Here is a 13875-nt window from a genome sequence, read left to right as displayed (position 1 = left end):
TGCTTACAGCTACTTCTCCGCTAGTAGAGTGCCTGCTCCTCCTGAACGACTTCACGTAGAAGCTCTAAAAAAAGCTTGTCAGCTTCAGAGTGCTCAGTGGGGTCTTCGGGAATATGAACACTAGTAGTGTCGGAGATTTCGTTCGCAATTTTAGCCATCACAGCAGGGCTATTGCCTTCGACTAGCTGCTGTCGTGCAATTGCCAGGGATTGTTCTAAGATTTTTGGATCTTGGAGCAGCTTACGAATAAAGCCGCGCAGTTCGTTAATAATGCGCGTTTTTTGAATTTCTGATGCGGACATTGAAGTTCTCCTTAAGACCGCGCTTGAGGAATGTTCAAGCGAGACCAATGAATGCTTTGACCATAGCACTTTTTTTGCAACTGAGCATGGCTTCCTAGAGGCATTGGGTACCGCTTATTTCCCATTCTTCCAGCACCCCAGCACCCCAGCACCCCAGCGCCATAGTGTTGCGGCTTAAAGACTCAGACGTCCTGCCTTGTGTTTGACAGGGTTGGCGTACTGATCCAGCCAATAAGGACGCAACGCTTCAGGTATGCTTGCCAACCGAGCGTTAAAACGGTCTCTGTCTTGACGCGTTATCGTTTTGCGGGCAATGAGTTCTGGTGATTCGCCTAGGGCTTCCAGTGCTAAATAATGACTAGGAAACAGGCGGTAGCCCCCGATCACTTGGCGGTCAATTTCCGCTGCCACTTCGTCAGGTGTCGCCATGTCAGCGCCTACCGGACTGCCAAAGCGCAGCTGAACCCGACCTTTAGAGCCAGTGATGCCTGACACAATAGAGCTGATATCTTCGAACTCGCTCTTCGCGTAGCTACCTTCAGTGGCGATATCATGAAGTTCCTGAGCTTTCTGTAGGTCGCAAGGATCATATTCATAGCTAATCGATACCGGCACCAGTTTTAACTCAGCAATGGCGTCGCCAAATACCATATCCCGTTCGGCATTACGTCTGGCCATGGTCAGCATTTTGATAATAGCGGGGTCGGTTCGATCAATGCCATTCTTAGCACGGCCTTCCCGCTGCGCCATCCAAATAGAGTGCTGGTCAACCGTGATTGAATGGCGAATATAGGCCGACAACTGCTGATATGCCGCCAGCATGGCACGCTTGCCTCGGGCGCTGCGCGGAACAATAAAGCTTTTATTTAACCGCATCAGGTCCGTGACATAGGGTTTTTTCAGCAAATTGTCACCGATCGCAATACGCACTGTGCCTCGGCCAGCCAGGTAAAGCGCATAGTTCACAAATGCGGGGTCTAGCGATATGTCGCGATGGTTGCCTATAAACAAGTAAGCGCTGTCGTTATCAAGCTTATCCAGCCCGGAGACCTCGAAAGCATCCGTGGTGGTGCGGATCATGCGTTCCATGTAGCTAGCGATGCGCATCTGGAAGTCATATACGGATGTAACGCCCTTTACTTCACGGCGGACAGCATGGCCAGCCAGAGCGCGGGCAACAGGAGGCGCCCACTTGGCCATGCGCGGCAGCCTAAAGCGAGTCAATGCGTTTAATAGCTCGCTATCATGCGATAGGCGCTCAAGAACATCGGCTACTTCATGATCCATATAGGGACGAATGTCAGCCCAGGGGTCGTTGGCAGTGTCAGCGTTAAGTGCGTTGTTGTGATGAGTCATGCGATCCGTTGGATATAGGCAGAAATAAACAGTTTACATCAGCAGGCTAAAGACTGAATTAAGCGTCTGGCTGCGTAGCAGCTTCGCGCTGTGCTTCACCACCAAGCCACTCGATTAGGCGGGGAATATCGTCAGACAGTGCCTGCGCCATCAAAATAAAATCAGTTTCTAAGCGAGCAAGTGCATCGTCGCCATCATCTGCGTGATCAGCTTCTTCTATTAATGCATCGCCAAAACGCAATGACTTCAGCGCTAGGTCATCATGCAGAACAAAGCTTAAACGACCTTCCAGGCTAATCGCGAGCTTACTGGCTTGACGTCCACTTTCAAGCAGTTGCTGGATCTCGTCACTGTCCAGATCAACTTGGCGAGCGCGCAGTACGCCATCATCGCCTTTGGCTTTTAACTCAACCTGATCTCCTAGCAAAAGATCCGCAGGGCGGCTTTCCGCTTCACCCAGCCATTGCGTCATCGCACGAATAGGCAGTGTTTGCGATGTGAGTGGCGTGACTTTTAAGCTACCCAGCGTTTCGCGCAGTAGATCCAGCACATCTTCTGCCCGTGTACGAGAGCTGGCGTTGACGCCAATTAATTGCCGGCGCGTATCCCACCATAAATCGATTTTCTGACTGCGAACAAATGCGCGGGGCATTAGTTCCTCAGTGATTTGCTCTTTTAGCGCCGTTTTTTCTTTGCGCGTTACTTTTCGCCCTTCGCTGGCTTCAATGTCAGCGACTTTATCGTCAACTTCCTCTTTTACAACAGATGCAGGAAGCAATCGCTCTTGGCGCAGGGCTGAAAGTAGCCTGTGGCCTTGGTTTTCATGCAGCCGCTGGCCACCACCCAGTCGGCCTGCCGGGGCTGTCCACCCTAAACGGCGCGCATCCGCATTACCTAGCGGCTTGGCTGCATGCTCGTCTAGCGCATTCGCTAGTGTATCGCTATCAAGCTCAGGGGCGCCGTGAAGGCGGTATAAATGTAGGTGCTTAAACCACATGTCACCAATCCTATTTAAAAGGTGGCACATTATGGCGAAACCAAGCCTTTCCTACCAGCGCCTTAGGGGATTGCCTTGTTGTTGCACTGGTTTAAAACTTGTGTTTGATTTGAGGTGCTCCATGGATAATTCACAGATTTTAAAAACAGACTTTAAAAAAGGGGGAGTTATGTCCACAGCAATATCCAGTGTTGCGCTGCGAGTGCGCGGTTACCAGTTGGATGGTTACGGCCACGTCAATAACGCACGCTATCTCGAATTTATGGAAGAGGGTCGCTGGGCTTTTTTTGATGACCATCCGCGTTTGATAAAACAGCTTCATGAGGCAGGACGAGCGTTTGTCGTGGTCAATCTGAATATTGATTATCGAGCGGCCGCTGTTCAGAACGATGATTTGCAGATTATGACCGGCATGGTAGACGTAGGTGATCGTAGCGCGATTTGTCATCATCGAATTGTGCGTCAAGACGGCGTGCTGGTTGCCCAGGCAGATTTGACCTTTGTGCTGCTAGATATAAAGGCAAATAAGGCTGCTCCTATTGAAGGAGACGTGCGAGAGGTGCTTGAGGGCCTTGTGGTCGATAAAGGCGCCTTTTTAGCGTAAATCGTAATGCCGTTGCCACTGACTGCCCATGGTGCTTATGCAGTGGTATGATGGTGCTGTATCTGCGCGCCGCCTTGTTGTGGTATCAAGGGCGGCTTTTTTAAGCGCTTTCAACTCTCGCAGTGCCAATGCAGTGCAAAGGATCTGACTTTCATGGGTGACATCGCCAGAGAAATCTTGCCCGTCAATATTGAAGACGAGCTTAAACAGTCGTACCTCGACTACGCGATGAGTGTCATTATCGGTCGCGCTCTTCCTGATGTGCGTGACGGCCTCAAGCCTGTTCACCGGCGTGTGCTTTTTGCCATGCACGAGCTGAGCAACGATTGGAATAAACCGTACAAGAAGTCGGCGCGTGTCGTCGGCGATGTCATCGGTAAATACCATCCGCATGGTGATAGTGCGGTCTATGACACTATCGTTCGTATGGCCCAGCACTTTTCCATGCGTCACGTACTGGTGGATGGCCAGGGTAACTTTGGTTCCATTGACGGTGATAACGCGGCCGCCATGCGTTACACAGAGGTGCGCATGGCGCGCCTTGCCCACGAGCTACTAGCTGACCTGGAGAAAGACACCGTCGATTGGGTTGATAACTACGACGGTACCGAACGCATACCCGCCGTGCTGCCAACCAAAGTTCCTAACCTGTTAATCAACGGGTCGTCAGGTATAGCGGTGGGCATGGCTACTAATATCCCGCCCCATAACATGCGGGAAATAATTGATGGTTGTCTGGCGTTAATTGATGATTACACGCTCACCGTCGATGACCTGATGCAGTACATTCCAGGGCCGGATTTCCCTACCGGTGGCATTATTAATGGTCGCGCGGGTATCTTAGACGCTTACCGCACCGGGCGTGGGCGTATTTATGTGCGTGCCTGCCACACTATTGAGCATGATGATAAGAGTGGCCGAGACCACATTATCATCACTGAACTGCCTTACCAGGTGAATAAAGCGCGATTGATCGAGAAAATCGCTGAGCTGGTAAAAGAGAAGAAAATCGAGGGTATTGCTGAACTTCGTGACGAATCGGATAAAGACGGCTTGCGCGTGGTGATCGAGATCAAGCGCGGCGAATCGGGTGATGTTGTCGTCAACAACTTGTTTGCGCAAACACAGCTGCAAAATGTGTTTGGGATTAACATGGTGGCGCTGGAAAACGGCCAGCCGCGCACTCTGAACATAAAAGAGATGCTTGAGGCGTTTATTCGCCACCGCCGGGAAGTTGTTACTCGCCGTACCTTATATGAATTGAAAAAAGCCCGTGAGCGTGGTCATTTGTTGGAAGGTTTGGCAGTTGCCATCTCCAATATTGATGAAGTTATCGAGCTGATCAAGGCATCTCCCAATGCCGCCGAAGCACGCGAAAAACTGTTGGCTAAAACGTGGAAGCCTGGTCAGGTTACTGCGATGCTGGAGCGTGCTGGCGCAACCTCGTGCAAGCCAGAAGATCTAGATGAGGGGTTTGGTCTAAACACGGCTGCGACGGAGTATCGACTGTCTCCCGCGCAGGCCCAAGCAATTCTCGAGCTTCGCTTGCACCGTCTAACGGGACTTGAGACCGAGAAGCTGTTAGACGAATACCTATCGATTCTTGAAAAAATAGCGGAATTCACGACCATCCTGGCCTCTCCGGATCGTCTGATGGAAGTGATTCGGGAAGAGTTGCATGCTGTGCGTGAACAGTATGGCGATGATCGCCGTACGGAAATTCAGGCTAGCCACCTTGATCTGTCGATTGAAGATCTGATCGCTGAAGAAGATATGGTGGTAACTGTTTCCCGCTCAGGCTATGCCAAGACACAGCCGTTGTCTGATTATCAAGCGCAGCGCCGTGGTGGACGTGGTAAGTCAGCCACAGCGATGAAAGATGAAGACGTTATTGAGCACCTGTTGGTGGCGTCAACCCATGACACCGTGCTGCTGTTCTCTAACCGAGGCAAAGTGTATTGGCTGAAAGTGTACGAAATGCCAAATGCCAGCCGTGGTTCGCGGGGCAAACCGCTGGTCAATATGCTGCCGCTTGAAGAAGGTGAAGCCGTCAACGCTATTCTGCCGGTGCGTGACTACGACCCCGAGCACTACATTTTCTTCGCTACGGCGAAAGGCACCGTTAAGCGCACCAGCCTTGAGCAGTTCTCCCGTCCGCGTAGTGTTGGCTTGATTGCCATTGATCTGGAAGAGGGTGACCGTTTGGTGGGAGCTGCCATTACGTCTGGCTCTGATCACGCCATGCTGCTTTCCTCCAACGGTAAGGCGATTCGCTTTGAAGAAGGCAATGTGCGCGCTATGGGGCGTACCGCCCGTGGTGTGCGCGGTATGCGCCTAGCGGGGGACGCGGAAGTCATTAGCTTGATCATACCGAAGAGCCAGCAAATTGACGCTGAAGATGACGCCGACGTAGATGCTGATGCACAGGTTGTCGCGGCCGAGAACGCTCAAGCGGAAGGTCAGATCTATATTCTCACGGCGAGTGAGAATGGCTATGGTAAGCGTACGCGCCTGGAAGAATTCCCACTGCGCGGTCGTGGTGGACAGGGTGTCATCGCGATGCAAACCAGCGAGCGTAATGGCGCCTTGGTAGCGGCAATGCAGGTCTACGACAGCGACGAAATGATGCTGATCACTGATCGTGGCACCTTGGTCCGTACTCGGGTTGAAGAAGTGTCAACGACCTCGCGTAATACTCAGGGGGTTATGCTAATTCGCCTGGGTAAAGAAGAAAAATTAGTCAAAACTGTCCGCGTGGACGAGCCTGCCGAAATAGATACGTTTGAGTCAGATATTTCAGAAACAGACGTCCTTGGCACAGATGGGGTTGATACCGATCCAGTTGCCCCAGGCGAGCCAGGCAACACTGACGATGGCGAACAGGAACAGGGAACCGATGACACGTCATTATAACTTTTGCGCAGGGCCAGCGGCCCTGCCTGTTGCCGTGCTTGAGCGTGCGCGCAACGAACTGCTGGACTTTCAAGGGCGCGGTCTATCTGTCATGGAGATGAGCCATCGTAGCGATGATTTTGTCGCTATTGCGGACCGTGCAGAAGCCGATCTGCGTCATTTGCTGGGGATTCCCAGTAACTACAAAGTGCTTTTCTTGCAGGGCGGAGCCAGCATGCAGTTTGCGATGCTGCCTATGAATTTGCTTGGGCAAGGGGGGAGCGCCAATTTCATCCAGACAGGCATTTGGGGTAAAAAGGCAATTAGTGAAGCCCGGCGGCTGGGCTTCAACTGTCACGTGGCAGCGAGTAGCGAGGCCAATGGTCATACAGCGGTGCCTGATGAAGATGCACTGGCGATCAGCAGCGATGCCGCTTACTTGCATTACACCTCAAATGAAACCATCGGTGGTTTAGAGTTCGACTACACGCCAATGGTGCAGCGTGCAGATGGCGCGGATGTACCTTTGGTTTGCGATATGTCATCGAACATTCTGTCTGGCCCTATCGATGTGACCCAGTTTGGGGTGATTTACGCGGGTGCTCAAAAAAATATCGGGCCGGCTGGATTAACGCTGGTCGCTGTTCGTGATGATTTGCTTGGCAAAGCGCCTAGCTCTATTCCATCGCTGTTTGACTACCAAATGCTTGCGGACGCAGGCTCTATGGTAAACACGCCGCCAACGTTTGCATGGTACTTGGCAGGCCTTGTTTTCCAGTGGTTAAAAGATGACATCGGTGGCTTAGAGGCGATGGATGAAATTAATCAGCGCAAAGCGCAGAAGCTTTACGCCGCTATCGATGCCAGTGATTTTTACACCACCCCGATTGCTAGCCGTAACCGTTCTCGTATGAACGTTCCGTTTGTGCTGGCCGATGCCAGTTTAGACAGTGTGTTCCTGCAAGAAGCTGACGAAGCAGGGTTTCTTAACCTGAAGGGCCATCGCAGTGTTGGCGGCATGCGTGCAAGTTTATATAACGCGGTGCCTGAAGAGGCCGTTGATGAGTTAACCGCCTTTATGGCGGGTTTTGAACAACGAAGAGGCTAACCACCATGTCCGATACGCCGATTAATTTAGACGATTTACGTCAACGTATCGACCAGTTGGATGGCGATATTCTGCGCTTGATTAGTGAGCGCGCCAACTGCGCCCAACAGGTGGCACACGTTAAGCTTGCCCAGGATAAAGACGCCATATTTTATCGTCCTGAGCGAGAGGCGCAGGTGTTGCGCCGTATTATGTCGTTGAATCAAGGCCCGCTAGATTCAGAAGAGATGGCGAGGCTGTTTCGCGAAATTATGTCGGCGTGTCTCGCGCTGGAACAACCTGTAAAAGTCGCCTACTTAGGCCCTGAGGGTACATTTACCCAGCAGGCTGCGCTTAAACACTTCGGTGAGAGCGCTGTCAGTATGCCGATGGCAGCGATTGATGAAGTCTTTCGTGAAGTAGAGGCAGGCGCTGTTCATTACGGGGTTGTGCCGGTAGAGAACTCCACTGAAGGGGTTGTCAATCATACGCTCGACACCTTTATGGACTCGTCGATCAAGATCTGCGGTGAAGTAGTGCTACGTATTCACCACCACCTGCTAATTAGCGAAACCACGCGTCGGGATAAGGTCTCACGCATCTATTCCCACCCACAGTCGTTTGGCCAGTGCCGTAAATGGCTTGATGCTCACTATCCACACGCTGAGCGAGTGCCAGTTTCCTCTAACGCAGAAGCTGCCAAGCTGGTCAAAACAGAGTGGCACAGCGCGGCAATTGCCGGAGATATGGCGGGCAAACTGTATGGTCTAGAACGCATTGCCGAAAAGATTGAAGATCGACCTGATAATTCCACGCGCTTTCTGATTATTGGTAATCAAGATGTGCCGATATCTGGCGAGGATAAAACCTCAATTGTTGTCGCTATGCGTAACCAGCCCGGTGCATTGCATGATTTGTTGGAGCCGTTCCATCGTCACCGTATTGATTTAACGCGGATAGAAACACGGCCTTCACGTACTGGTGTTTGGAATTATGTGTTTTTTATCGATTTCAAAGGGCATCGGGATGAACCACAGGTAGCGGCAGTGCTTGAAGAAGTAAGACTACGTGCTTCTGAGCTGCGTGTGCTTGGCTCCTATCCTCTAGGCGTGCTGTGACGGAGTGTGCTGTGCAAGCGTTGGAATCTAGCGCTGACGTTCGGTCATCTTGCCAAGAGTCACATTTACTGATAGTTGGCCTTGGCTTGATCGGAGGGTCGTTGGCCGCCGCGCTACGGCGCTCAGGTTTCAAAGGGCATATTTCAGCGTGTGACCCTAATGCATCAGAGATCGCCTTGGGGATTGATTTAGGGTTGATAGATCATGGCGGTTCACAGCTAGCAGAACTGCTTGATGACGTCTCCATGGTGATTTTGGCTGTGCCCGTACTGGCCATGGAGAGTGTGATGACCACCCTGGCGGATTCGCTTCACCGTGCGTCTAAAAACGTGGTGATTACCGATGTGGGTAGCACGAAAGCGACGATCCGTGATTGTGCTGTGCGCGCCTTCGGGGAGATGCCGCCTTCAGTGGTGCTAGGTCATCCGATTGCAGGCTCTGAAAAAAGTGGTGTTGCCGCGTCTGACCCAGCCCTCTATGTTAATCACAAAGTGATCCTTACTCCTGAGCCGAACGTGGACGCAGGTGCGCTTGCACGGGTTGAAGCGCTGTGGGGTGCCGCTGGTGCTGACGTGCTGCACATGAGCGTAGAACGGCATGACCAAGTGCTGGCGCGTACCAGTCATTTGCCGCATTTACTGGCGTTTTCACTAGTCGATACACTGGCACGTCAAGACGAGCGATTAGAAATCTTTCGTTATGCAGCCGGTGGGTTTCGTGATTTTACCCGTATCGCTGGCAGTGACCCTGTTATGTGGCGAGATATCTTTATTGCCAACCGGGACGCCGTCTTGTCGTCGTTAGATGATTTTGAGGCAGGCCTCACGCGGTTGCGGCAGGCGGTAGAAAGCGGCGATAGCGATGCCCTTATTGCAACGTTTGATCGTGCCAGCCATGCACGCCATTATTTCGATACGTTATTGAATAAAACCAGCTATCAGGCGGAATATCATATGCAACCACACGGTAAAGTGACTTATCGGGTGCAGCCGGGCGGCCAGGCGCAAGGTCGTCTGCGCGTGCCTGGCGACAAATCAATGTCCCATCGCTCTATTATGCTGGGCGCTCTGGCGGAGGGAGTCACCGAGGTTAAAGGGTTTCTTGAAGGCGAAGACAGCCTCGCAACATTGCAGTCTTTTCGTGAGATGGGTGTGGCAATTGAAGGGCCATATCAGGGGCGAGTCACTATTCACGGCGTGGGGATGCATGGCTTGAAAGCCCCAGCAGGCCCGCTGTATGTGGGTAATTCAGGTACTGCCATGCGTTTGTTTGCCGGGCTATTGGCAGGTCAAGCATTTGATAGTGAGCTAACCGGTGACGAGTCGTTAACCAAACGGCCAATGGGGCGTGTCGCTGACCCATTGCGTTTGATGGGCGCGACTATCGACACCGCTGAAGGCGGTCGTCCGCCACTTAAAATTAAAGGTGGCGCAGCATTGAAGGGTATTTACTACGACATGCCCATGGCTAGTGCGCAGGTTAAATCCTGCTTGCTGTTAGCAGGTATGTACGCCGAAGGTGAGACTCGCGTGCGTGAGCCAGCGCCTACTCGTGACCACACCGAGCGCATGCTTAATGGCTTTGGTTACGACGTATCGCGTGAGGACGATACCTGCTGGCTCCAGGGGGGCGGTAAGCTGGCGGCAGGCCCTATAGATGTTCCTTCCGATATTTCTTCTGCAACGTTCTTCTTAGTGGCAGCAGCCATTACGCCAGGGGCAGATATTACCCTTGAGCACGTTGGTATCAATCCTACGCGCATTGGCGTCATTAATATTCTCAGCCTGATGGGTGCTGACTTAACGCTTGAAAATGAGCACGAGGTAGGCGGTGAACCGGTGGCGGATATTCGCATTCGTTATGCGCCTTTAAAAGGGATTGAAATCCCGGTTGATCAAGTACCGCTGGCTATTGACGAATTTCCCGCGTTGTTTATTGCGGCTGCTAACGCGCAAGGAAAAACGTGCTTGCGCGGCGCTGAAGAGCTGCGGGTCAAAGAGTCTGATCGAATTCAGGCAATGGCCGACGGGTTAGCGATACTAGGCGTGGAACACACAGTTGTTGAAGATGGCATTGATATCGTTGGTAATGGTGACAATGGCGTGCCGAGCTACGGCGGCGGACGTATCGACAGCTTAGGTGATCACCGTATTGCCATGGCGTTTGCAATTGCCTCTTTGCGCGCAAACGATGAAATTATCATCGATGACTGCGCGAATGTGGCCACCTCGTTCCCTGATTTTGTAGCCCTGGCGCAGCATATCGGTATGCGTGTGAGTGTGGAGGGTGCTAATGACGATTAATGTCCCTGTGCTAACGGTCGATGGCCCAGGCGGGGCAGGTAAAGGCACCATCAGTGGTTTGGTTGCCGAACGTCTAGGGTGGCACTTGTTAGACAGCGGAGCGTTATATCGACTCACCGCTCAGGCGGCCTTAAGACATGACGTGGCCTTAGATGATGAGGCGTCGTTGGCGTTGCTTGCTACGCAGCTTGATGTCGCTTTCCCGGTACTAGGTGGGCAGCCTCAAACGCTTTTAGAAGGTGAAGACGTTTCCCTAGCGATACGAACAGAGCAAGCTGGTGAGCGCGCTTCTCGTGTAGCGGCCTTACCTCAAGTTCGTGAAGCATTGCTGCAGCGCCAGCGAGATTTTCAACAACCCCCAGGTTTGGTGGCAGACGGTCGCGATATGGGAACCGTAGTGTTTCCTGACGCGCCACTGAAAATTTTTCTGACTGCAAGTGCGCAGGAACGGGCTCGGCGAAGGCATCTACAGTTGCAGGAAGCAGGGGTGGGTGCTAGTCTATCGAGTCTTTTAAAGGAGATTCAGGCACGCGATGCACGCGATACGCAACGCAGTGTGGCTCCTCTCAAGCCGGCAGATGATGCCATAACGCTTGATACCACATGCCTGAGCATACCGGAAGTGGTTGATCGGTTGACCGAATTATTAGCCCAGCGTGGCATGGTAAACGGCATTTGATTCTCCCTTGCGGCGTTTTTGGAAAGGTGTCACGACGTGGCAGGGCGATTACTCCATATCAGAGAGCCCGGTCAGGTCTAACCAGCGCTAACACCTCCAAAAGCTGAATGACATTAGGCCCGTACTTGCTGGTGGTACGGAGAAGGCATATATGCCTCAACAACGTTGATCACGTAGGAAAACCATGAGCGAAAGCTTTGCTGAACTGTTTGAACAGTCTCTTAACGACATCAACATGGAGCCAGGCGCAATTGTCGCGGCTCAGGTTGTCGACATTGACGGTGACTGGGTTACCGTTAACGCTGGTCTGAAATCTGAAGGTCAGATCCCTGCGTCACAATTCCGCGATGAGAACGGTGAACTGACCATCGCTATCGGTGACGACGTACACGTTGCGCTTGAAGCCGTAGAAGATGGCTTCGGCGAAACGCGTCTGTCCCGTGAAAAAGCCAAGCGCGCAGAAGCTTGGAAGATTCTGGAAGCAGCCTTCGAGAAAGACGAAGTCGTCAAGGGCGTGATCAACGGTAAGGTCAAAGGCGGCTTCACTGTCGACGTCGACTCTATCCGTGCCTTCTTGCCGGGCTCTCTGGTTGACGTTCGTCCGGTTCGTGACACTGCGCACCTGGAAAACAAAGAGCTAGACTTCAAAGTCATCAAGCTTGACCCGAAGCGCAACAACGTTGTTGTTTCGCGTCGTGCCGTGCTGGAAGCCGAAAACAGTGCTGAGCGTGAAGCACTGCTGGCAACCTTGCAGGAAGGTCAGCAAATCAAAGGTATCGTTAAGAACCTGACTGATTACGGTGCCTTCGTTGATCTAGGCGGCGTTGATGGTCTGCTGCACATCACTGACATGGCGTGGAAGCGCATTAAGCATCCGTCTGAAATCGTTGCTGTTGGCGACGAAATCAACGTCAAAGTGCTGAAATTTGACCGTGAGCGTAATCGCGTATCGCTAGGTCTTAAGCAGCTGGGTGAAGATCCTTGGGTCAACATCAAAGACCGTTACCCGGAAGGCACAAAAGTGCACGCTGTCGTCACTAATCTGACTGACTACGGCTGCTTTGCTGAGCTGGAAGAGGGTGTCGAAGGTTTGGTTCACGTCTCAGAAATGGACTGGACTAACAAGAACATTCATCCGTCTAAAGTTGTCCAAGTTGGCGACGATGTTGACGTTATGGTTCTTGATATCGACGAAGAGCGTCGTCGTATTTCTCTGGGCATCAAGCAGTGTACTGCTAACCCGTGGGAAACCTTCAACGCTGAATACAACAAGGGCGACCGTGTTTCAGGTACCATCAAGTCAATCACTGACTTCGGTATCTTCATCGGCCTTGAAGGCGGTATTGATGGTCTGGTTCACCTGTCTGATATCTCTTGGACAGAAACCGGCGAAGAAGCCGTCCGTAACTTCAAGAAAGGTGACGAAGCTGAAGCCGTCATTCTTTCAATCGATCCTGAGCGTGAGCGTATCTCCTTAGGTATTAAGCAAATGGATTCCGATCCAGTCGCTGAATATCTGTCGGTTAACGACAAAGGCAGCATCGTTACAGGCCGGATCGTAGAAGTTGATGCCAAAGAAGCACACGTTGAGCTGGCGACTGATGTTATCGCTATCCTCAAGGCGTCTGAAATCAGTGCTGATCGCATTGAAGATGCCCGCAACGTGCTGAATGAAGGCGACAGCATTGAAGCGCGTATCGTTAGCGTTGATCGTAAGAGCCGTCAGATTAATCTGTCGGTTAAGGCGAAAGAGCAAGACGATACTCGTCAAAACCTGAAGAAACTGCGTGATCAAGAGCCGGAAGCAGGTGGCCCGACCACTATCGGTGATCTAATCAAGCAGCAGATGGGTCAAGACTAATTAATTAGTTTATAGCCTGTAAAAACGCCGCCCTAATGGGCGGCGTTTTTTATGAATTTGTATGAAGTGAAATAGATAATTAGCCTCTGTTTGACTTGAGTGTAAAGCTAGTTTTTATAGTGCCAACTAAGCAATAAAAATCGATTAGTATTTAAGGCAAAATCAACTAGACTATTGTCAGCTAGCGCATTTGCAGCAATAATGTACGCGCATCCTGAATTCGCGCGCATTGAGTTGATGAATTGATTAACTCGCGCAGTTAAACCTATGCTAAAAGGAACCCCTATGTCGTTATTAAATGAGTATATTCAAAAGGAACAGCAGCTAAAACAACTGCAAGAAGACTTACAGCGCTTGGAAGGTGATCAGCGCTTGAAGAGTGAGCTTGAATTTAAAGCTAAGCTTGAAGCGCTAATGAACGAGTTTGGTAAGCGTCCTTCTGATGTTATTGCATTGCTAGACCCTAACGCGGATCAGCGTGGATCCAAAGGTGCTGCGGCATCTTCTACACGCCGTAAGCGTCGTCTGAAAATTTATAAAAACCCGCATACCGGTGAAGTGATTGAGACTCGTGGCGGCAATCATAAAGGTCTGCGTAGCTGGAAAGATGAGCATGGTGATGAAGCCGTCGAATCTTGGCTAGAGCGTATGGAAGACTAAGTCGTTTTAAACCGGC

At 51.6% G+C, this 13875-nt stretch carries 11 protein-coding genes; 8 read left to right on the top strand and 3 right to left on the bottom strand.

Annotated features, from left to right (window positions below):
• Positions 1-20: 20 nt before the first annotated feature.
• The 3 genes from REH51_RS00225 to REH51_RS00215 form a co-directional block, all read right to left on the bottom strand.
• Positions 21-302 (bottom strand): hypothetical protein, encoded by a 282-nt coding sequence (locus REH51_RS00225; RefSeq protein WP_009724752.1) that lies wholly within the window; start codon positions 300-302, stop codon positions 21-23.
• Between the two features lie 174 nt (positions 303-476).
• Complete coding sequence (locus tag REH51_RS00220) at positions 477-1658, bottom strand: 1-acyl-sn-glycerol-3-phosphate acyltransferase (RefSeq protein ID WP_009724753.1); 1182 nt, start codon at positions 1656-1658, stop codon at positions 477-479.
• A gap of 58 nt (positions 1659-1716) precedes the next feature.
• Positions 1717-2655 (bottom strand): recombination-associated protein RdgC, encoded by a 939-nt coding sequence (locus REH51_RS00215; RefSeq protein ID WP_498936578.1) that lies wholly within the window; start codon positions 2653-2655, stop codon positions 1717-1719.
• Positions 2656-2824: 169 nt separating this feature from the next.
• On the opposite strand from REH51_RS00215, the gene REH51_RS00210 reads away from it, so the two are divergent.
• From REH51_RS00210 to REH51_RS00175, 8 genes are all read left to right on the top strand, one after another.
• Complete coding sequence (locus REH51_RS00210; RefSeq protein ID WP_039869827.1) at positions 2825-3259, top strand: acyl-CoA thioesterase; 435 nt, start codon at positions 2825-2827, stop codon at positions 3257-3259.
• 153 nt (positions 3260-3412) lie between these two features.
• Positions 3413-6172: a DNA gyrase subunit A gene (gene gyrA, locus REH51_RS00205; protein ID WP_009724756.1), complete on the top strand. Its 2760-nt coding sequence runs from the start codon at positions 3413-3415 to the stop codon at positions 6170-6172.
• Positions 6156-7259, top strand: coding sequence for a 3-phosphoserine/phosphohydroxythreonine transaminase (gene serC / locus REH51_RS00200; protein ID WP_498936576.1), 1104 nt, complete (start codon positions 6156-6158; stop codon positions 7257-7259). The genes gyrA and serC overlap by 17 nt, the downstream gene beginning before the upstream one ends.
• A gap of 5 nt (positions 7260-7264) precedes the next feature.
• Entirely contained in the window at positions 7265-8356 is a 1092-nt protein-coding gene (gene pheA / locus REH51_RS00195; RefSeq protein WP_498936574.1) for a prephenate dehydratase, read from the top strand.
• 11 nt (positions 8357-8367) lie between these two features.
• Positions 8368-10659 (top strand): bifunctional prephenate dehydrogenase/3-phosphoshikimate 1-carboxyvinyltransferase, encoded by a 2292-nt coding sequence (locus REH51_RS00190; protein WP_009724759.1) that lies wholly within the window; start codon positions 8368-8370, stop codon positions 10657-10659.
• Positions 10649-11338, top strand: coding sequence for a (d)CMP kinase (cmk, locus tag REH51_RS00185; protein WP_009724760.1), 690 nt, complete (start codon positions 10649-10651; stop codon positions 11336-11338). The genes REH51_RS00190 and cmk overlap by 11 nt, the downstream gene beginning before the upstream one ends.
• Positions 11339-11522: 184 nt before the next feature.
• Positions 11523-13199, top strand: a complete 1677-nt coding sequence (gene rpsA, locus REH51_RS00180; RefSeq protein WP_009724761.1) for a 30S ribosomal protein S1 — start codon at positions 11523-11525, stop codon at positions 13197-13199.
• 285 nt (positions 13200-13484) lie between these two features.
• Positions 13485-13859: a histone-like nucleoid-structuring protein, MvaT/MvaU family gene (locus tag REH51_RS00175; protein ID WP_009724762.1), complete on the top strand. Its 375-nt coding sequence runs from the start codon at positions 13485-13487 to the stop codon at positions 13857-13859.
• Positions 13860-13875: the final 16 nt, after the last annotated feature.

The sequence above is a fragment of the Halomonas bluephagenesis genome, from assembly GCF_054790765.1.
Note: the sequence above shows the minus strand (reverse complement) of the source record. Positions and strands in the feature narration are given on the sequence as shown.